We start from the raw sequence: 19,175 nt of genomic DNA, 5'->3' as shown, positions 1-19,175 counted from the left end.
CCGGGCCGAGGTGCTACATCACACGCGCTGCCACAGCGCGGGGACGTTCGGCGGCTCCCAACCGGCCTGCGCGGTGTGCGCCTGCAGGCAGCGGTAGGTCGCTCCGCCGTACGTCACGCTGGCGCCGGCGGCGTAGGCGGTGCCGGCCGCCCAGGTGCCGCCGCCGGGCGGCGGGCTGGTGGGCGGCGGGCTGGTCGGCGGGTTGCCGGTCCGCGCCAGGGTCAGCCCGTAGGTCTGCAGGATCTCGTTCACCGGCTGGTGGTAGGTCGTCCCGCCGGAGCTGCAGTTGCCGGAACCGCCCGAGGTGACGCCCTGGGCCTGGTTGCCGGAGAAGAACGAACCACCCGAGTCGCCGCCCTCGGCGCAGACCGTGGTGCGGGTGACGCCGCTGACAGTGCCCTGCGGGTAGGTGACGCTGGTGCCGTGCTGCTGGATCGTGCCGCAGCGGTACTGCGTGGTCGAACCCGACCGGCAGATCGACGAGCCGACCGCCGCCTGGGTCGAGCCGGTGATGGTGATCAGGCCGGCGCTGTAGGCGTTGACCAGGTTGGTCGGCGTCCACTGGCTGTTGACCTCGACCCAGGCGTAGTCGTTGCCCGGGAAGGAGGAGCCGCGGAAGGTGCCCTGCGCGACGCGGTTGGAACCGGTCGTGCTCGCGCCGGTCGTGCCGCAGTGGCCGGCGGTGACGAAGCCGCCCTGGCTGCCGGCTCGGGTGACGCCGAAGCCCACCGAACAGCGGGTGCTGCCGTTGATGTAGTAGGCGTCGCCGCCGCGCACGTCGTACAGCGGGCGGGGGTTCTCGCCCGTGCGCAGGACCAGCACCTTGCTGGTGTCCAGGCCGCTGGAGTCGACGAAGAGCTGCGCACGGCCGGGGTCGCGGGTGAGGATGACGACCTTGTTGGCGGTCACGTCCACGAACCACGACGCGACGCCGCGCGGCAGCCGCAGCCGGTCGAGCTGCGCCTTGACCGCCTCCAGCTCGCTCAGCGGGTTGGCGACCAGGATCGGCGCGCCGCCGAGCTCGCGGATGGTGTCCAGCTTGGCGGCGTCACTGGTGGCCACCGAGAGGTCCGCCACCGGGCCGCTCACCCACAGGCCACCGAAGGAGGCGCCGAGCGCGTCGGCGAAGACCTTCTCCACCTGGGCGGCGGCGGTCTCGTTGACCAGCCGAACCTGCGCCTGGTCGGCGCTGATCCCCAGGTCGCGGGTGAGCGCCTGGATGAGCTTCGGATCCGGGTCGGCCTGCGCGGCGGCCGACTGCTGGGCTTGCGCGTAGGCATTGGGTGGATCACCGGCGGTCGCCGCGTACGCGACCGCCGGAGCGACTGTGATCGTCAGTGCGAGGGCGATGGACGCCCCCACGGCCTTCCTTCGGAGCATGAACATCTCTCCTCGAATTGGGGGGTGCGCCGCAAACGTAACGGGAACGGCACGCACCGCCGCCATATCAAGACCCCCATAACCCCGCCTTATGGCCGGCGCGTCTGCCCAGCTCAGCACCCCTTTTCGGAGGTACGGCGGAGCCGCCGGGCGGGCATAACACTTGACCAGAATCTGGCGTTATACCTTGACACGCAGGCCCCGCTCCGGGTATTTACCGGGCACTCCCCCGCATGATCACTGGCGAGGGGAATCGGCGATGAGCTCCACGGCCGTCGAAGGCGGCAAGTCGTTCTGGGCGTCGGCCTTCGCCGTGCTGCAACGCATCGGACGCTCCCTGATGTTGCCCATCGCGGTGCTCCCCGCCGCCGGGCTCATGCTCCGCTTCGGCCAGCCCGACATGCTCGGCTCCAACGGCCCGGAGCCGGGCGGCCTCGCCGACGTGCCCGGCTTCGCCTGGTCGGCCGACGTCGCCGAGATCTTCGCCGCCGCCGGCGGCGTGCTCTTCGACAACCTGCCCATCCTCTTCGCGATCGGCGTGGCCATCGGCTTCGCCAAGAAGGCCGACGGCTCCACCGCCCTGGCCGCGCTGGTCGGCTACCTCGTCTTCGACCAGGTCGCCAAGCGGATGTTCTTCAACTCCGACAACGAGGTCATCCACGCCAAGGTCAGCCAGACCCTCGCCGACGGCTCCGAAGTGATCAACCAGGCGGCCTCCGCCCAGCCCACCGGCGTGCTCGGCGGCATCATGATCGGCCTGCTGGCCGCGGTGCTCTGGCAGCGGTACTACCGCATCAAGCTGCCGTCCTGGCTGGCCTTCTTCGGCGGGCGCCGCTTCGTGCCCATCGTCACCGCGCTCGCCTCCCTCCTGCTCGGCGTCATCTTCGGCCTCATCTGGCCGCCTATCGGGCAGGCGCTCACCGACTTCGGCGACTGGCTGGCCACCAACTCCGCCCTCGGCGCCGGCGTGTACGGCGTCGCCAACCGTTTCCTCATCCCGCTCGGGCTGCACCACTTCGTCAACTCGATCGTCTGGACGGTCATCCCCGAGTGCACCGTCAACGGCGTGCACGCCGCGGGCGACCTCAAGTGCTACGCCATCGGGCAGGACGGGGCGGGCATCTTCATGACCGGCTTCTTCCCGGTGCTCATGTTCGGCGTGCCGGCCATCGCCCTGGCCATCTGGCGCGCCGCACCCCCGCACCGCCGGGCGGCGGTCGGCAGCATCATGATCGGCGGAGCGCTCACCGCCTTCGTCACCGGGATCACCGAGCCGATCGAATTCGCGTTCATCTTCGTCGCGCCGGTGCTTTTCGTGGTGCATGCGGTGTTGACCGGGCTGGCGATGGCTTTGCTGGCCACCTTGGACACCCGGCTGGGGTTCAGCTTTTCGGCCGGGTTGATCGACATGCTGCTCAATGCCACCAAGTCCAACACTCATGGGCTGGTTCTCATCATTTTGATCGGGGTGGCTTACTTCGTGATTTACTACGCTCTTTTCAGCTTTCTCATCCGCAAGCTGAACATTCTCACCCCCGGCCGGGAACCCGAAGAGGACCCCGCCACCACCCCTTCCACTGCCCCTCCCGCCGCCCCTTCCGCCACCCCCCAGAAGCCCGCCGACCCCTGACCCTCCAGTCGGCCCCTTCCGGCCAGGCACAACCCCCTAACCGGCCTGGACACAACGATTCAGGACGCCCTTAGGGGCCTCGACCTCTGTCCCAATGATCGCCGCTGGCGCCGGCCGGCCAAGAATCTTTGCCGCATTCTCTGGCAAACTGGCCCGGTTTTTCAGAAAGTCGGGCCGGGATGTATCTGGAGCCCGGGCCGAATCCTCCTTATAGCGACCGGTCTTTCTCAGCCGGGAACCCCCTTGGAGGACCTCATGCCCATCACCCGCCACCCCCGCCTCCCCCACCTGACCGTCGCCCCCTACCCCGACCCGCCTTACGAGCACACCCCTCCCACGACCTCCCCCGCCGCGAACTCCCCAGCCTTGGACTCTCCAGCCTTGGACTCCCCGGCCGGGGGCTCCCCGGCCCCCTCACCCTCGACCCGCCGCCCCACGTCGGCACCCGCTCACCCCACCCCGCCGCCCGGCCACCCCGCCGCGCCGTCCGCCCATCCCATCTCGGCGCCCGCCCACCCGGCCGAGGTGCCCGGGGATCCGGCTGAGGTGTCCGGGGGTCGGGCGGGGACACCCGGGAGTCGGACGGGGGCGCCCGAGGGTCCGGCAGAGGTCGCGCCTGCCATCCCCTTGGTGCGCAGACCCCAGGCTCAGACCCGGTTCCAGGGCACCCTGGCCCTGGCGGTGGACGATCCGGCGACCCTCGTCTGGGGCCCACCCGGCGCACTCCCGGACCAGCGCCGACTTCGCCACCTGGGCCAAGCGCTGGCCGAAGTCCTGGCCGGCCGCCGCCCCCCGGCGAGCCTGGCCGACCGCCTCAGCGACCAGGCCTATCGAGAGCTCCGCAAGGCGGGCCGCATGATCGACACCCGCCGCCCGCCCTTGGTGGGCACTCCCCGGATCCAAGAGCCCAGGGACGGGGCGGTCGAGATGTGCGTGCTGGTCCACTGCGGCGAACGCAGCCACGCCCTGGCTCTCCGCCTGGAACGCCGCGGTGTGCAGTGGGTGTGCACCGACTTCGAAACCCGCTAACCCACCCCGTACGGCCGGCCCCACCCCCACGGGCCGGCCCCTCACCGACCGCCCCGCTCACCGGCCTCCGCGCTCACCGATCCCCTCGCTAACCGGTCCCCCGGCTCAGCGGTCTCCCGGCCCGGAGGCCTCCTCGCTCGGTGGCCTGCCCGCTGGGCGCCGCCTGCCCGCTTGGCCGCCAATCCACTGACCACCCCCCGCCACTCGGCCACCCGCGCCATCGGCCGCCTGGCCGCCTCAGTGGTTGGGTGGGCGGCGGTTGGGCGGTTGGCCGCCTTGCTTGGTGGGCGGCTCGGTGGGAGGGCAGCTCGGTGGGAGGACGGCTCGGTGGGAGGGCGGCTCGGTGGGAGGGCGGCTCGGTGGGTGGGCGGCTCGGTGGGAGGGCGGCCGGCCATCTGGGCGGGTGCCTCGACTGGTTGAGCGTGCCGGGCAGCCGCGCAATCCCAGTCCCTAGCCCCTAAGCCGTTGCGGCGATCAGGCGGGGAGGTCGGTGAGCGTCTCCCTGGAGGGTCGCCAGCCACGGCCGGTGGGTGGCTCCACGTACGCCTGCCGTACAGAAAGAACCCCAGAAAACCAGCACCGCCCGCGCCCGGGAACCCCGGGCACGGGCGGTGGAAGGTGACGAAAGGGTCAGGCGGTGACGTTCTTGGGGTCACCGTGGCAGCGCTTGTACTTCTTGCCCGACCCACAAGGGCACGGCGCATTGCGCTCGACGTTGCCATAGGCGGCCCGCTCGGCGGCGGAGGTACGGACGCGGGTGTGCTCGACCTCACCCATCTCACCAGGCGCACTGTAGTCAAGCTCGCTAGGCCGCTCCGGCCCACGAAGCCCACGAGCGATGATGGAGCGGGTCTCGGCGAGGACGGCGTCTTCCTCCTCCTCGACGATGGGCGACTCCTGAACCTCGACCTCGAGGTTGAACAGGAACCCGACGGTGTCCTCCTTGATGCCCTCGAGCATCGCGTTGAACATCTCGAAGCCCTCGCGCTGGTACTCGATCTGCGGGTCCTTCTGCGCGTAGGCCCGCATGCCGATGCCCTCGCGGAGGTAGTCCATCTCGTAGAGGTGCTCACGCCACTTACGGTCGAGGACCGAGAGGATGACGCGGCGCTCGAGCTCGCGCACGGCTTCGGCGCCGAGCTCCTCCTCGCGGGCGTCGTAGGCGCGGTACGCCTCCTCGGTGATCTTCTCCTTGAGGAACTCGGCGGTGAGGTCCTCGCGGCTGCCGGCCTGCTCGATCACCTGGTTGACGGTGAGCTGGATCGGGAAGAGCTCGGCGAACGCCTTCCACAGCTTGTCGAGGTCCCACTCCTCGGCGAAGCCCTCGGAGGTGGCGCCGGCGACGTAGCCGTCGATCACGTTGGCGATGAACCCGCGGACCTGCTCGTGCAGGTCGGCGCCTTCCAGGACGCGGCGGCGCTCGGCGTAGATGACCTTGCGCTGGCGGTTCATGACCTCGTCGTACTTCAGAACTTCCTTGCGGATCTCGAAGTTCTGCTGCTCGACCTGGTGCTGGGCGCTGGCGACGGCCTTGGTGACGATGCCCGACTCGATGGGCTGGTCGTCGGGGATGTTCATGCGGATCATGATCGCCTCGACGCGGGGCGAGTTGAACAGGCGCATGAGGTCGTCGCCGAGCGAGAGGTAGAACCGCGACTCGCCCGGGTCACCCTGCCGGCCGGAACGGCCGCGGAGCTGGTTGTCGATGCGGCGGGACTCGTGCCGCTCGGTGCCGAGGACGTACAGGCCGCCGAGGGCGACGACCTCCTCGTGCTCGGACTTGACCGCGGCCTCAGCCTTGGTCAGCGCCTCGTCCCACGCCTTCTCGTACTCCTCCGGAGTCTCGAGCGGGTCGAGGCCGCGCGCCTTGAGCTCGAGGTCGGCGCGGAAGTCGGCGCTGCCGCCGAGCATGATGTCGGTGCCTCGACCGGCCATGTTGGTGGCGACGGTGATGGCGCCCTTACGCCCGGCCTCGGCGATGATCGCCGCCTCACGGGCGTGGTTCTTGGCGTTGAGGACCTCGTGCGGGATGCCGCGGCGCTTGAGCATGCGCGACAGCCGCTCGGACTTCTCGACGCTCGTGGTGCCGACCAGGCACGGCTGGCCGTGCTGGTAGCGCTCGACCAGGTCCTCGACGACCGCCTGGAACTTGGCGTCCTCGGTGCGGTAGATGAGGTCGGCCTGGTCCTTGCGGATCATCGGCTTGTTGGTCGGGATGGGGACCACGCCGATCTTGTACGTCTGGTGGAACTCGTTCGCCTCGGTGACGGCGGTGCCGGTCATGCCGGCCAGCTTCTCGTAGAGGCGGAAGTAGTTCTGGAGGGTGACCGTGGCGAGAGTCTGGTTCTCGTCCTTGATCTCCACGCCTTCCTTGGCCTCGATGGCCTGGTGCATGCCCTCGTTGTAGCGCCGGCCGTGCAGCACGCGGCCGGTGAACTCGTCGACGATGAGGACCTCGCCGTTGGTGACGATGTAGTCCTTGTCCTTCTTGAACAGCTCCTTGGCCTTCAGGGCGTTGTTCAGGAAGCCGACGAGGTGGGTGTTCTCGGGCTTGTAGAGGTTGTCGATGCCCAGCCAGTCCTCGACCTTGGCGACACCGGCCTCGAGGATGCCGACGGTGCGCTTCTTCTCGTCGACGACGTAGTCGCCCGTGCTCTCCTCGCCCGGGTTCTTCGCCTCGACGCCCTTGCGGAGGCGGGGAACCAGCTTGGCGAACTCGGCGTACCACTTGCCGGACTGCTCGCCGGGGCCGGAGATGATCAGCGGGGTGCGGGCCTCGTCGATGAGGATCGAGTCGACCTCGTCGACGATCGCGAAGACGTGGCCGCGCTGCACGCACTCGTCCAGCGACCAGGCCATGTTGTCGCGCAGGTAGTCGAACCCGAACTCGTTGTTCGTGCCGTACGTGACGTCCGCCGCGTACTGCTTGCGCCGCTCGTCGGGAGTCTGACCCGAAAGGATCATGCCGACCTCGAGACCGAGGAAGCGGTAGATCCGGCCCATCTTCTCGGCGCCCACCTGGACCAGGTAGTCGTTGACCGTGATGACGTGGACGCCACGGCCGGTCAGCGCGTTGAGGTAGGCGGGCAGGACACAGGTCAGGGTCTTGCCCTCACCGGTCTTCATCTCGGAGATGTTGCCCATGTGCAGGTTGGCGCCGCCCATGATCTGCACGTCATAGGGGCGCTGGTGCAGGACGCGCCGCGCCGCCTCACGGACGGTGGCGAAAGCCTCGGGAAGCAGGTCGTCGAGGGATTCGCCGTCGGCGTGCCGCTGCTTGAACTCATCGGTCATCGCCCTGAGCTCAGCGTCGGTCATCGCCGTGAAGTCGTCCTCGATGGAGTTGACCTGATCGGCGATGCGCTTGAGCTTACGCAGAATCTTGCCCTCGCCAGCGCGAAGGATCCTGTCCAGAATGGCTGCCACTTGTGTAAAGCTCCTCGCAGGTCTACCCCGGCGGCGCCGCCAGGAGGAGAGGCCGAGTCATACTTCCCCGTTGCCATCGTAGGCGGTTCGGGCACCTGACACAGCCATCGCCGATCCCTTCTGGGAGAATGCCTCCAGACAGAGTCATAACCTCGAAGGAGAGAAGGCCATGGCGGGCGGAGAGAACCTGGGCAACCACGGTGGACGAGCTTCATCGTGGCTCGCGGTCACCGTCATGCTGGCCGGGTTCATCGTGGGCGGGGTCGGAATGATCCAAGCCAATTGGATGATCGTCTGGATCGGCGTCGGAATCATCGTGGTGGGCGGCATTCTGGCCCTCGTGTTCGACATCTTCTCTGATGTCGTGATCGACGCGCCGCGCGCGGGAATGACGGCCGAAGACCACAAGTGACCGATCACCACTGAGTGATCACCCTCGACCCGGGCGGCCCACCTGGCCGCCCCGGCCCTGCGGCCTTTCCGGCTCTCGCCGGGCCGCCGCAGGATCCGGCACGGCCTTGAGCCTTGCCGCTGAGCACGTACAACGGCGGGCGCCGGACACCCGCAGGCGGGTGGCCGCCTGCGAGCGTCCGCCGCCCGCCGTCGCCACACCCCTCCCTCGTACGGCCGGCACCACCCTCTGAGTCCGGCCCCCTGGAAGACCTCCTCTCCAATAAGTGGAGAAGGGGCCGAAGCCGGTTCTGTCGGTCGCCGCCGCTAGCATTCGCCGACATGACGGAGTTGACCGCCGACGAGGCACGCCGCCTGGTCCTGCGCGCGCAGGGGTTCATCGGGGCCGAGGTCCGCAAGGGCGGCCCCCACGCCATGCTGCGCCGCCTGGGAGCGGTGCAGCTCGACACCGTCTCGGTGCTCGCCCGCTCCCACGAGCTGGTCGCCTACGCCCGCCTGGGCGCGCTCGGCCGGCCCGCCGTGGAGCGCGCCTACTGGGACCAGCCGGCCCGTAGCTTCGAGTACTGGTGCCACGCCGCCTGCATCCTGCCCATCGAGAACTGGCCGCTGTTCGCCTTCCGCCGCCGCGCCTACCGCGAGCGCGGGCTCCGCTGGCACGAGGTCCCCAAGGACGTCGACAAACTCCTCGACCAGGTCCGGTCCTCCGGCCCGATCACCACGGCCGACGTCGGCGGCGCCAAGAACGGCGGCCCCTGGTGGGACTGGTCCGACTCCAAGATCGGCCTGGAGTGGCTGCTCGACATCGGCGAGCTGGTCTGCACCCGCCGCGTCGGCTGGCGTCGCGTCTACGACCTGGCCGAACGCGCCGTCCCCGCCGACCTCCTGGCCGAGGACCTCACCGACCAGGAGTGCATCACCCGCCTGGTCGCCATCGCCGGCCGCTCCCTGGGCGTCGCCACGCGGGCCGACCTCGTCGACTTCCTCCGCGTCCGCAACCAGCACGCCGCCATGCTCGACGAGGCCCTCAACAGCGGCGCCGCCGGCCTCGTCCCGGTCACCGTCACCGGCTGGCCCCCCACCGGCCGCGCCTCGGCCTCCACCGGCGCCGCGGCAGCCGCCACCGCCTGGGCCGATCCCGCCCTGCTCGCCACCGAGACCCGTGGCCGCCATCGCGCCACCCTGGTCTCCCCCTTCGACTCGCTCATCTGGCACCGCGGCCGCACTTCACGGGTCTTCGGCTTCGACTACACGCTGGAGCTCTACGTCCCGAAGGCCAAGCGGGTCCACGGGTACTTCACCATGCCCGTCCTCGCCGGCGGCCGTCTCATCGGCCGGGTCGACCCGGCCCGTGAGGGCACCACCTTCGTCGCCCGCCAGGTCAGCCTCGAACCCGGCATCCCCACCGCCAAGGCCGTCGAAGGCCTGCGCGCCGCCTTGTGGGAGGCGGCCTCCTGGGTGGGCTGCGACTCGGTCCGCATCGAACGCCTCGACCAGCCCCACCTCCTCCCCCACCTCACCCGCACCCCTTAGCTCCACCCGGAAACCGGTGTACGGCCCGCCGCGAGGGCCGGGGTGAAGTACGGCAAGCCCCGGCGGCTCAGGCCGACGGTCAGTGCCGGAATGGTGGAGGACGGCGAGCCCCGCACGGGATGGTCGGCCGGTCACCAGGAGAACCTGCCGCTCCCTGTCCCGACGGCGGTCTACGGCGAGCTCCGCCGGAGGAGGGCTGACCGGTCAAAGCTCGGGCTCGCCGTGGGATGTCAGCCGTACAGCGCTCAGCCGTACCAGCGGGGTGGTGGCAGGCCCAGCACCGCCCGCCACCCCGCTACCGGGCCGACGTCCGACGGGCCCACAGGGGCGGGCGAATCATGACGAAGTGCCAGGAAGGCCGGGGCAGTCGGTAGCGGCCCAGGCACGATCCAGGCTGACGGACGCCCCGAGGCCGCAGGGAACCACCCCGATGTCACCGCAAAGCAGGGCCACAACAGGCCGCGCCGGCCCGTGTGGAAGGGGGCACGGGCGGCGGGCCTGCAAGAGGAGCCCGCGCCGAGGAACAAGGGCAGTGCTAGGTAATTTCCAGCATGCGCTCGCGGACCGCGTAGACCACGGCCTCCATCCGGGAGTGCAGCTGCAGCTTGTCCAGGATGTTGCGGACGTGGTTCTTCACGGTGTTCTCGGAGATGAACAACTGCTTGGCGATCTCGCGGTTGTTCATCCCCTTGGCCACCAGCCGGAGGACCTCCATCTCCCGTTCGGTCAGCCGGGGCACGGGCATCTGGGGTGGCCGCTCGGCCTCCTTGCGGCTGATGTTCGCGAACTCGTTGATGAGTTTCGCGGCCATCGCCGGATTGATGAGCGACTGCCCCTCGTGCACCTTGCGCACCGCGTCGGGCACCTCGTCGAGCTGGACGTCCTTGAGGAGGTAGCCGGTGGCCCCGGCCTTGATGGCCTCGAAGAGGTCTTCTTCCTCGTCGCTGACGGTCAGCATGATGATGCGGGTGCTCGGCACGGACGCCTTGATGTGCCTGGTCGCCTCGATGCCGCCCTGCCGGGGCATGCGGACGTCCATGAGCACGACGTCGGGGAGGAGCCGGTCGGCCATGTCGACCGCCTCCTGCCCGTCGCTCGCCTCGCCGACCACCTCGATGTCGTCCTCGGTGCTCAAGGTGGTGACGAGGCCGTGCCTGATCATTTGGTAGTCGTCGACCACCAGGACTCGGATGGGCTCGCTCGGTTCCGTCACGCGACCGCCTCCGGAAGCCGCGCCTGCCCATCCTCTACACGCTCGCTCGCCGCGCGATGCCCCGTCAGGGGCCCAGCGATGCGCTCGCTCACGTCTCCTCCTCGTGGGGGGCCAGAGCCGTCGAACCGCCATCATGGCACGGGTTCCGCGGTCCTTGGGTGGTCGAGAAGATCTTCGTGACCCGGGATCAGGGCTCTACGAGCCGCAACACGCCGTAGTCGTATCCGCGCCGCCGGTACACGACACTGGGGTGTCCGCTCTCCTTGCAGCGGAACAGATAGAAGTCGTGGCCGACGAGCTCCATCTGGAGCAACGCCTGGTCGATGGTGATGGGTTCGGCTTCGTGGAACTTCTCGCGCACCACGAGCGGGCCGTCGCCCTCCATCTCGATGGGCACGAGATCGTCGTACTTCCGGTCGTCGAAGAAGGCGGCCTCGGGCTCCCTCGGCTCCTCCGGCTCCGTGCGAGCGGCCTGCTTGTCGGGCACGATCCGGGTCGCGGGGGCGACCTCGGCGATGAACGAGGCAGTCAGTTCGGCGTCGGAGGGAGTGTGGTGGCTGCCGTGGTGCGCCTTGCGGCGGTCGGCGAGCCGCCTGAGGCGGCCTTCGAGTTTGTCGAGTGCGATGTCGAGCGCGGCGAAGCGGTCGTCGGCGGAGGCCTCGGCTCGGATGGCCGGGCCGCGGGAGTGGATCGTCAGCTCCACACGCTCGCGCTGGTCGGTGATACGCGGGTTGCGCTCTTTGGATACCTCCACGTCCACGCGGATGAGCTTGCTGTTCAGCCGCTCGATCCTGGCCAGCTTGGTCGTCACGTGGTCTCGGAACCGATCACTCACTCCTGTGTGCCGGCCCTTGACGATGATGTCCATGCAACAACCCCCCTTCGTCTAGCGACTACGAGAGAGCACACCCGACGGGGACGGCCGGGTGGGGTTCAGCCTCTCCTTCACCACTACCCTCTTCCGGCACATCTGCATCAGCGCTGCGCCAAGGGCGAACGCTTCGGTCGGGGAACTCGACTGGCACCCGTCCGGCCGACCTGGTCTTCGACCCCACAATCGCCTGCTGAGGATTTCGCAGCTCTGTGCCACTACTCACCTTCTCTTCTGGTCGGAGGACATCTGGACCTCCGGGAAGGCAGGACTTACTTCTAAGCCGCACCGTGATCAGTCGACAAAAAGTCGCCTTACGTGGACCGTTTTGCCTGCGGCTGGCATCGGCTAGCGGAGCCGGGACTCCCGACTCTGCGCAACCACGGACCCGAACGGGTGCCATGTCAGAACGCTATCCGCATCAGCGGTGAATGTCAGCCTGGAGCTTGGCCAAACGATCACTTTCCGTGATTTTCCGGCGGGTGGCGGGTGGGGTGGTGTGTCCGGGTTGGCGATAGTGGATCCCTTATGGGGGCGGGCTTTCGGGTGGTGAGCTGGTGGGAGCCGGTGGGGTGGGTAGGCAGGTGTGACTTCGGGGTGAGACGGGAGGCTTTGATCTTTCTTTACCCAGGGTGACAGTCAGGAATTTCTGGATCTTCGGCGTGTCGCGGCGACGGTTACGGCGAGGCAGGGGTTCGCGCCGGTGCTTCTGAGCGCGCGGGCGGCTTCGGCCAGGGTGGCTCCGGTGGTGAGGACGTCGTCCACCAAGATCACCGTTGAGCCGGTCAGGTCTCGGGTGCAGCGGAGTGAACCCGCCAGGTTCGCCTGTCTGGCTGCGGCCGTCAGGCCGGCCTGGTCGTTCGTACGGCGGGCCTGGGTGAGGGCCGGGGTCAGGGTTGCGGGGGTGCCGGTGGCTTTCAGGGCTTGTACGGCACGCGTGGCCAGGTGGGTTACTGGGTCGTGGCCTCGGGAGCGGACCGCCTTTCTGGCGCTGGGGATCGGGACCAGGGTCAGGGGGTGGTGGTTTGGTTGGTTTGTGTGGTGGAGGGCCCTGGTCAGGGTGAAGGCCAGGAGGTCGCCCAACGGGGTGGCCAGGGTGGTTTGGCCGCGTTCCTTGTAGGCGAGGATGGCGCGTTTCAGGGGGCCTTCGTAGTCGCCTGCCGACCAGCAGGGTGGGAGGGCTGGTGGGGGCGGGGTTGGGGAACGGGGGGCGGGGTCTGGGGTTAGGCAGGGTGGGCACAGGGGGCCGTTGGGGGCTGCGCAGGAGAGGCAGGGTTGGGGGAGGACGAGGGTTAGGAGGGCGGTCAGCACGGGGGTGAGTTTGCCTTGTGGGGGCGACAGAATCGGGCCCGTTGTTGATGGCTCCGCCGTACAGGATCACTCCCCGCCGCACGGCTTCTCGCCGCATCGGTGGGCTGTGGTCACCGGCTTGCCCGCCGTACAGGATCATCACCCGCCCGCGAGACTTCTCGCCGCATCGGTGGCGGGGGCTGGGCGCCGTACAGGATCACGACCCGCCGCACAGCTTCTCGCCGCATTGGTGGGTGGGGGGTTGGCTGGCGTGCGGCGGCTGGCAGACGTCCGACATTCCTGCCCCGTACGGCGGCCCCGCAGCCGCCACCCCCTCATCCTCTATGCGGCGAGAAGTCCGGCGGCGGGTGGTGCTCCTGTGCGGCGCCCAGCCCACCGACCACCACCCACCAATGCGGCGGGAAGCCCCGCAGTGGGGAGTGATCCTGTACGACGGCCACGCCCACTGACCACAACCCACCAATGCGGCGGGGAAGCCCCACGGTGGGGAGTGATCCTGAGCGGCGGGTGCGCCCACTGACCACAGGTCATCGATGCGGCGGGAAGCCCCCGCGGTGGGGGGTGATCCTGGGCGGTGGCCAGGTCAGGGGCCACGGGGCGGCCGGTTAGCCGGCGCGGAAGGCGGGGTAGGCCGGGGGGCCTTCCTCGACGGAGGGGAGGGGCTCGAAGGTCTGGTTGGCCGGGTTGAGCTGGAGGACGCCGGCGTCGGTGCCGAGGAGGATGCGGGAGCCGGAGACGGCCACGGATCGGGCGTTCTTGGCCCGGGTGGAGGAGGTGGGGCTGAGGCCGCGGACGAGGTCGACGCCGTTGAGGCCGGAGTCGGTGAGGAGGAGCAGGCTCTCCGGCGTCTCCCAGGCCAGGTCGAGGAAGTGCTCGCGGTCCTGGTCCTTGGCGTCCTTGGCGGCGGCGAGGGTCTGGAGGTGCTCGATCCTGCCGTTGGCCAGGACGCCGACGCGGAGGGAGTGGATCCCGTCGAGGTCCTTGACGATCATCGCGACCCGGACGCCGTCCTTGGCGAACTTGAAGTGTTCGACGGTCCCGTCGGCGAGGTCGGGGATGCGGTAGTCCTGGCGCTGGCCGGTGGCGGGGTCGTGGGAGACGAAGGCCGACTTGGACGGGTCGAAGGTCCAGAGCTTGCCGGCCCGCCAGGCGGGCGGGGCGAGGAGGGTGCCGTCGATCCAGCGGTTCCACTGGCCGTCCTGCCGTACCCAGATGCCGTCGTGGTCGAGGGCGGCGACGAGCATGCCGTCGGAGGAGACGGCGGGGAAGGTCAGGCCCGGCCCGCCGTCGGCGCCGGGGACGAGGAGGAAGGACCGCGGCGAGCCCTGCTCCTGCTCGGTGAGGACACGGCCGCCACGCAGCAGGAAGGCCATCTGGGGAGGGGTCGAGCCGAGGTTGTAGTCCTCGGGGCTGATCTCCAGCGAGCGGGTGCCGTAGAACGGGTTGCCGTTGTGCAGGACGTCGATGCGGCGGCCCTTGGCGAGTTCGGTGAGGCTGGCGCCGAGCTGGGTCTTGAGGCCGCGCTCGTTGCGCACGGAGTCGGCGTCGAAGGAGCCGAGCAGGTTGATCTCGACGACCTCGCGGGTGAGCCGCACGGAGCCGACGCGGGCACCGGCGGGCAGCGCGGAGTAGACGGCTTCGCCGAGCGCGCCGCTCGGTCCCTTGAGCAGGTGGCCGACGATGCTCTCGGCGAGGTTCTCGGCCGCGCGGCGGCGGAGCATGACCAGGTCGGCGACGGGTTCGCCGTCCTGGGAGCTGAGGAAGTACAGGCGGCTGCGCTCGTAGGCGCGTTCGACGTCGGCGGCCGACAGCAGCATGCGGGTGTTGGCGAAGGCGGCGACGCGGTAGCCGTTGCCGCCCTGCTTCTGCAGGGTGACGAGGTCGGTGACCTTCTGCGGGGTGGTCATCGGGACGTACCGGCCGTCGTCGGTGATCTGCGCGATCGCGTTGCCGGTGATCTCGACGCGGGCGCGCTGGCCCTCCGGCTCGTCCTCGGCCTTGGGCACCACGCGGATCTGGTCGAGCACGTAGACCGGCGGCCCGGCGGCCTGGAGGGCCTTGCGGGCGTCGGCGGTCAGGTACTTCCAGAGGGTCTTGTCGCCGGGCTCGTCGGCGAAGGCGGCCATTGCGGCCTGCATGCCCTCGACCACCTCGACCGGGGTCCAGTCGGGCCGCGGTTCGACCGGCAGCACCCGGTGGAAGGGCTTGCCGAGGCTCGCCCCCTCGACCGAGCGGTCGGGCGGCTTGGGCGCGCTGCTCAGCGAGATGACCGAGCATCCCGAGCCGAGACAGGTCACCGACACCGCGAAGGCGACCGCCGCGGTGCGCGTCAGGAACCGTCTACTCGCCATGGAAGGCCCCGTCCCCCGTGGCGGGCGCCAGCACGGGCGTGATCTGCCCGCGCCAGGTCCGCCTGATCTGCATTTCGGGGGGTTCGAGCGACAGCGGCGAGCCCTTGAGCTCGATGCTGGAGTCACGTGGCAGGGTGAGCCGGAACTGCGAGCCCTCGCCGGGCAGTCCCCACGCCTGCAGCCAGCCGCCGTGCAGCGAGGCGTCCTCGCGCGAGATGGCCAGGCCCAGGCCGGTGCCGCCGATGGTGCGGGCGCGCGAGGGGTCGGCTCGCCAGAACCGGTCGAAGACCATCTGCTCCTCGCCGGGCTTCAGCCCGACACCGTGGTCTCGTACGGCTACCGCCACGGCGTCGCGGTCGGCGCCGACGGTGACCACGATGTCCCGGCCCTCGCCGTGTTCGATGGCGTTGAACAGCAGGTTGCGCAGGATGCGCTCGACCCGCCGGCTGTCGATCTCGGCCATGCACGGCTCGTTGGGCAGCCGCAGGTCGAAGCGGGTGGCGTGGCGTTCGGCGAGCGACTCGGAGTCGGCGACGGCCCGCAGGACCACGTCGCGGATGTCGGTGGGTTCGAGGTCGAGCGTGGCCGCCCCGGCGTCGTAGCGGCTGATCTCCAGCAGGTCGGCGAGCATCGACTCGAAGCGTTCGAGCTGCGCCTGCATGAGTTCCGCGGAACGCGAGACCATCGGGTCGAAGTCCTCGCGGGCGTCGTGGATGAGGTCGGCGGCCATCCGCACGGTGGTCAGCGGGGTGCGCAGCTCGTGCGAGACGTCGGAGACGAACTGCCGCTGGACCTGCGAGAGCTCCTCCAACTGGTGGATCTTGAGTGCGAGGTTGGCGGCCATCTCGTTGAAGGAGGTGGCCAGGCGGGCGAGGTCGTCCTCGCCGCGGACCTTGAGCCGCTCGTCGAGCTTGCCGGCGGCCAGCCGTTCCGCCGCCTGCCGCGCCAGCCGTACCGGAGTGACGACCTGGCGGGTGACCAGGGAGGCGATCGCGGCCAGGAGCACCACCAGGCCGATGCCGACCAGCACCAGCATCTGCCGCATGGCGGTCAGGGTGGCCTCTTCCTCGGTGAGCGGGAAGAAGTGGTAGACCTGGTAGCCGCCGCTCGAGACGACCACAGCGGTCACCATGGCGAGCTTGGGCGTGCCGGTGGGGTTGAAGCCAACCTGGTAGCGGCCCGAGACGCGGAACTCCTCGCCCCAGCGGAACTTGGTGTTGTTGGTGTCCATGCGGTCGCGCAGGTCGGCCGGGATGCTCAGCCGGCTGACGCCTTCGGTGGCGCGGGAGCCGCTGGGCTCGCGCTCGTTGAGGACGATGACGTCGTAGCGGCGTTCCTCGGTCGGCTTGATCGCGTCCATCGCCTGGTCGACCGGGGGTTTGACGATCTGGCCCGGCTTGGGGCTCTCGCCGCTGTCCTGGTGCGCCTTGAGGAGGTTCGCGATGGCCGCGGTGTCGCTGCGCGCGTCGCTCAGGGCGGACTTCTCGCGCTGGTCGACGACCGAGGTGGTGATCGACTGGAAGAGGAAGACGCCCAGGACGGCGACGACGGTCATGGAGATCACCAGCGTGCTGGAGACCACCTGGAGTTGCAGAGAGCGCCGCCAGACGCGGCGCACCCGCCCCGCCGCACGCCGCAGCCTCCGCCGCGCTCCTCCGAGGAGGCGGCGAACGATCCGGCGGCGTGACCCTTTCTTGGCGGGGGGCATGGCGGAGCCGTCAGGCAGGCCCGGCCTTGTAGCCGACACCGCGGACGGTCACCACGATCTCGGGGTGCTCCGGGTCCTTCTCGATCTTCGCGCGCAGCCGCTGGACGTGCACGTTGACCAGACGGGTGTCGGCCGCGTGGCGGTAACCCCAGACCTGCTCCAGCAGGACCTCGCGGGTGAAGACCTGGCGCGGCTTGCGGGCCAGCGCCACCAGCAGGTCGAACTCCAGCGGGGTGAGGTTGATGGTCTCCTCGCCGCGCTTGACCGAGTGGCCGGCCACGTCGATGGTGATGTCGCCGATCTGCAGGATCTCCGGCGTCGGCTCGTCGGTACGGCGCAGCCGCGCCCGCACCCGCGCGATGAGCTCCTTGGGCTTGAACGGCTTGACGATGTAGTCGTCGGCGCCCGATTCGAGGCCGAGGACCACGTCGATGGTGTCGCTCTTGGCGGTCAGCATGACGATCGGCACCCCGGACTCGGCCCGGATGCGACGGCAGACGTCGATCCCGTCGGCGCCGGGGAGCATCAGGTCGAGCAGGACCAGATCCGGGCGCGTGTCGCGGAACGCGTCGAGGGCCTTGTCCCCGTCAGAGACGAAAGAGGGCTCGAAGCCTTCTCCACGCAACACGATGCCGAGCATCTCGGCGAGAGCGGCGTCGTCGTCGACGACCAGCACGCGACCTTTCATGGCCCCTCATTCGTTCTACGCATTGTGGGACATACTCCACGATTGTTGGAAGGTTACCCTTGGCCAGCTCGTGGATGTGACGTGAGACCGTCAAATGCCAAATTTTACGCCCGATGGTCCCCCGACAATCCTCAGTCTGCGGTAACGCAGGCTCATTCGGCCATCCCCATGGCCCAGCTCGCCGGAAAAGCCGGTAATGCGGCGTCCGCGGAACCCCGTGCCGTTGTCACACATGCCAGGATTGGGCTATGTCAGAAGGTCAGGAGCGTCCACCCGGCTGGGCCGCCGAGCAGCCACCGCCCTACGGAGCGCCCGCGTCCTCGCCGTGGGCCGCGCCGGGCCAGAGCCCGCCGCCGTCCGAGCCGCCCGGCCCGGGCGCGCCCGGGCCCGCGCAGGGTGGCCTGCCGTACGGCACGCCGTATGGCTCGCCGTACGGCCAGCAGAGCCACCCGCACGCCCAGCCCGGCCAGCCTGGTCAGACTGCCCAGCCCGGTCAGCACGGTCAGCACGGTCAGCCTGGTCAGCACGGTCACCCGGCCCAGCCCGGTCAGCCGTACGGTGGCCAGCCCTACGGCATGCCCGGCCAGCCCGGCCACGGCTACGCGCACCACGCGCCCGCGCTGCGCCCCGGCATCATCCCGCTCCGGCCGCTGACCTTGGGCGATGTGCTCGACGGCTCCATCAAGCTCATCCGCTCCAACCCGAAAGCCGTGCTCGGCCTGTCCGCGATCACCGCGCTGCTGGTCGCCATCCCGGTCGCGGTCAGCCAGTCGCTGCTGCTCGGCGACATGGGCAGCCTGCTGACCGACCCGGAGACCCGGCCCGAGGACCTGGAGAGCGTCAACTCCGGCTTCCTCGCCACCTACGGCGGCTCGCTCGTCTCGATGCTGATCGGCTACATCGCGGTCACGCTGCTGACCGGCGTGCTTACCCGCATCCTGGGCCGTGCCGTCTTCGGCGGGAAGATCACCGCCGGGGAGGCCTGGCGGCTGCTCAAGGGCCGCTGGCCGGCGTTGTTCGGGGTCGTGCTGCTGATGGCCGGGCTGGTGCTGGCGCCGCTGCTGCTGCTCGTGCCGATCTTCGTCCTGCTGCTGAGCGTGAGCGCGAGCGGTGGCGCCGTCTTCGGCGTGGGCGTGCTGGTGATCCTGGCCTACGTCGCCTACGCGCTCTTCGTCATGGCGCGCTTCTCCTTCGCCACCCCGGCCGCGGTGCTGGAGGGGCTGGGGCCGATCGCCGCGATGCGGCGGTCCTGGCGGCTGGTCACCGGCGACTTCTGGCGCGTGCTCGGCATCCTGCTGGTCACCGCGCTGCTGGCCGGTTTCGTGAGCGGCATCATCGCGGTGCCCTTCACCTTCATCGGCTCGTTCGTCGGGATGCTCGGCGGCGGCACGGTGGGCTCCACCGTGATCGCCGCGGTGCTGATCGCGGTCGGCACCATGGTGGGTGGGATGATCTCCTACCCGATCCAGGCCGGGGTCGCCGGGCTCCTGTACACCGACCGCCGGATGCGCAGCGAGGCGTTCGACCTGGTCCTGCAGACCGCCGCCATCGAGCAGCAGCGACAGGGCTGGGTGCACTCCTCCGCCGACGAGCTCTGGCACCCGTCCAACGCCTCCGGACGCTAGCC

General features: G+C 69.7%; 15 protein-coding genes. 6 read left to right on the top strand and 9 right to left on the bottom strand.

Annotated features, from left to right (window positions below; translation table 11 throughout):
- Positions 1-18 precede the first annotated feature (18 nt).
- The gene (locus AB0I67_RS03380; RefSeq protein ID WP_357916844.1) at positions 19-1,380 is read right to left on the bottom strand and encodes a carbohydrate-binding protein; all 1,362 of its coding nucleotides are present in this window, start codon (positions 1,378-1,380) and stop codon (positions 19-21) included.
- Between the two features lie 259 nt (positions 1,381-1,639).
- On the opposite strand from AB0I67_RS03380, the gene AB0I67_RS03375 reads away from it, so the two are divergent.
- Both AB0I67_RS03375 and AB0I67_RS03370 read left to right on the top strand, forming a co-directional pair.
- Positions 1,640-3,010, top strand: coding sequence for a PTS transporter subunit EIIC (locus AB0I67_RS03375; protein WP_357916841.1), 1,371 nt, complete (start codon positions 1,640-1,642; stop codon positions 3,008-3,010).
- Between the two features lie 630 nt (positions 3,011-3,640).
- Positions 3,641-4,039, top strand: coding sequence for an Rv3235 family protein (locus tag AB0I67_RS03370; protein ID WP_357916838.1), 399 nt, complete (start codon positions 3,641-3,643; stop codon positions 4,037-4,039).
- Positions 4,040-4,669: 630 nt separating this feature from the next.
- Here AB0I67_RS03370 and secA read toward each other — a convergent pair.
- Complete coding sequence (gene secA / locus AB0I67_RS03365) at positions 4,670-7,465, bottom strand: preprotein translocase subunit SecA (RefSeq protein ID WP_357916835.1); 2,796 nt, start codon at positions 7,463-7,465, stop codon at positions 4,670-4,672.
- A gap of 169 nt (positions 7,466-7,634) precedes the next feature.
- Here secA and AB0I67_RS03360 point away from each other — a divergent pair, with 169 nt between their 5' ends.
- Both AB0I67_RS03360 and AB0I67_RS03355 read left to right on the top strand, forming a co-directional pair.
- Complete coding sequence (locus AB0I67_RS03360; RefSeq protein ID WP_357916833.1) at positions 7,635-7,877, top strand: HGxxPAAW family protein; 243 nt, start codon at positions 7,635-7,637, stop codon at positions 7,875-7,877.
- A gap of 320 nt (positions 7,878-8,197) precedes the next feature.
- A complete protein-coding gene (locus AB0I67_RS03355) occupies positions 8,198-9,406 on the top strand; it encodes a crosslink repair DNA glycosylase YcaQ family protein (RefSeq protein ID WP_357916830.1) in 1,209 nt (402 codons plus the stop codon).
- Positions 9,407-9,941: 535 nt separating this feature from the next.
- Here AB0I67_RS03355 and AB0I67_RS03350 read toward each other — a convergent pair.
- The 3 genes from AB0I67_RS03350 to AB0I67_RS03340 all read right to left on the bottom strand — a co-directional run bounded on the left by AB0I67_RS03350 (position 9,942) and on the right by AB0I67_RS03340 (position 12,801).
- Complete coding sequence (locus tag AB0I67_RS03350; protein WP_357916827.1) at positions 9,942-10,619, bottom strand: response regulator transcription factor; 678 nt, start codon at positions 10,617-10,619, stop codon at positions 9,942-9,944.
- 187 nt (positions 10,620-10,806) lie between these two features.
- Positions 10,807-11,487, bottom strand: a complete 681-nt coding sequence (gene raiA, locus AB0I67_RS03345; RefSeq protein ID WP_357916824.1) for a ribosome-associated translation inhibitor RaiA — start codon at positions 11,485-11,487, stop codon at positions 10,807-10,809.
- Positions 11,488-12,129: 642 nt separating this feature from the next.
- Positions 12,130-12,801: a phosphoribosyltransferase family protein gene (locus AB0I67_RS03340; protein WP_357916821.1), complete on the bottom strand. Its 672-nt coding sequence runs from the start codon at positions 12,799-12,801 to the stop codon at positions 12,130-12,132.
- Between the two features lie 323 nt (positions 12,802-13,124).
- On the opposite strand from AB0I67_RS03340, the gene AB0I67_RS03335 reads away from it, so the two are divergent.
- The gene (locus tag AB0I67_RS03335; RefSeq protein ID WP_357916818.1) at positions 13,125-13,250 is read left to right on the top strand and encodes a hypothetical protein; all 126 of its coding nucleotides are present in this window, start codon (positions 13,125-13,127) and stop codon (positions 13,248-13,250) included.
- Positions 13,251-13,406: 156 nt separating this feature from the next.
- Here AB0I67_RS03335 and AB0I67_RS03330 read toward each other — a convergent pair whose 3' ends face one another.
- The 4 genes from AB0I67_RS03330 to AB0I67_RS03315 form a co-directional block, all read right to left on the bottom strand.
- A complete protein-coding gene (locus AB0I67_RS03330) occupies positions 13,407-15,152 on the bottom strand; it encodes an LpqB family beta-propeller domain-containing protein (RefSeq protein WP_357916815.1) in 1,746 nt (581 codons plus the stop codon).
- Complete coding sequence (gene mtrB / locus AB0I67_RS03325) at positions 15,142-16,770, bottom strand: MtrAB system histidine kinase MtrB (RefSeq protein ID WP_357916812.1); 1,629 nt, start codon at positions 16,768-16,770, stop codon at positions 15,142-15,144. Before mtrB ends, AB0I67_RS03330 begins: the two co-directional genes overlap by 11 nt.
- 100 nt (positions 16,771-16,870) lie before the next feature.
- Positions 16,871-17,548, bottom strand: coding sequence for an MtrAB system response regulator MtrA (gene mtrA, locus AB0I67_RS03320; protein WP_357916809.1), 678 nt, complete (start codon positions 17,546-17,548; stop codon positions 16,871-16,873).
- 251 nt (positions 17,549-17,799) lie between these two features.
- Positions 17,800-18,159, bottom strand: a complete 360-nt coding sequence (locus AB0I67_RS03315; protein ID WP_357916806.1) for a hypothetical protein — start codon at positions 18,157-18,159, stop codon at positions 17,800-17,802.
- Between AB0I67_RS03315 and AB0I67_RS03310 the strand changes: the two genes are divergently transcribed.
- Positions 18,124-19,173: a hypothetical protein gene (locus tag AB0I67_RS03310; protein WP_357916803.1), complete on the top strand. Its 1,050-nt coding sequence runs from the start codon at positions 18,124-18,126 to the stop codon at positions 19,171-19,173. The two genes, AB0I67_RS03315 and AB0I67_RS03310, sit on opposite strands and share 36 nt — an antisense overlap.
- Positions 19,174-19,175 lie beyond the last annotated feature (2 nt).

Origin of the sequence: Nonomuraea sp. NPDC050310 (assembly GCF_040655795.1) — a bacterium.
Taxonomy (GTDB): domain Bacteria; phylum Actinomycetota; class Actinomycetes; order Streptosporangiales; family Streptosporangiaceae; genus Nonomuraea.
The sequence above is the reverse complement of the archived record's forward strand: the minus strand, read 5'-3'. Positions and strand labels throughout refer to the sequence as shown.

Bases quoted from the DNA above. Each gene is read 5' to 3' on its own strand.
- AB0I67_RS03330 (WP_357916815.1), bottom strand. From the start codon at position 15,152: ATGGCGAGTAGACGGTTCCTGACGCGCACCGCGGCGGTCGCCTTCGCG.
- AB0I67_RS03360 (WP_357916833.1), top strand. From the start codon at position 7,635: ATGGCGGGCGGAGAGAACCTGGGCAACCACGGTGGACGAGCTTCATCG.
- AB0I67_RS03335 (WP_357916818.1), top strand. From the start codon at position 13,125: ATGCGGCGAGAAGTCCGGCGGCGGGTGGTGCTCCTGTGCGGCGCCCAG.
- raiA (WP_357916824.1), bottom strand. From the start codon at position 11,487: ATGGACATCATCGTCAAGGGCCGGCACACAGGAGTGAGTGATCGGTTC.
- AB0I67_RS03355 (WP_357916830.1), top strand. From the start codon at position 8,198: ATGACGGAGTTGACCGCCGACGAGGCACGCCGCCTGGTCCTGCGCGCG.
- AB0I67_RS03380 (WP_357916844.1), bottom strand. From the start codon at position 1,380: ATGCTCCGAAGGAAGGCCGTGGGGGCGTCCATCGCCCTCGCACTGACG.
- AB0I67_RS03375 (WP_357916841.1), top strand. From the start codon at position 1,640: ATGAGCTCCACGGCCGTCGAAGGCGGCAAGTCGTTCTGGGCGTCGGCC.
- mtrA (WP_357916809.1), bottom strand. From the start codon at position 17,548: ATGAAAGGTCGCGTGCTGGTCGTCGACGACGACGCCGCTCTCGCCGAG.
- AB0I67_RS03310 (WP_357916803.1), top strand. From the start codon at position 18,124: ATGCCCGGCCAGCCCGGCCACGGCTACGCGCACCACGCGCCCGCGCTG.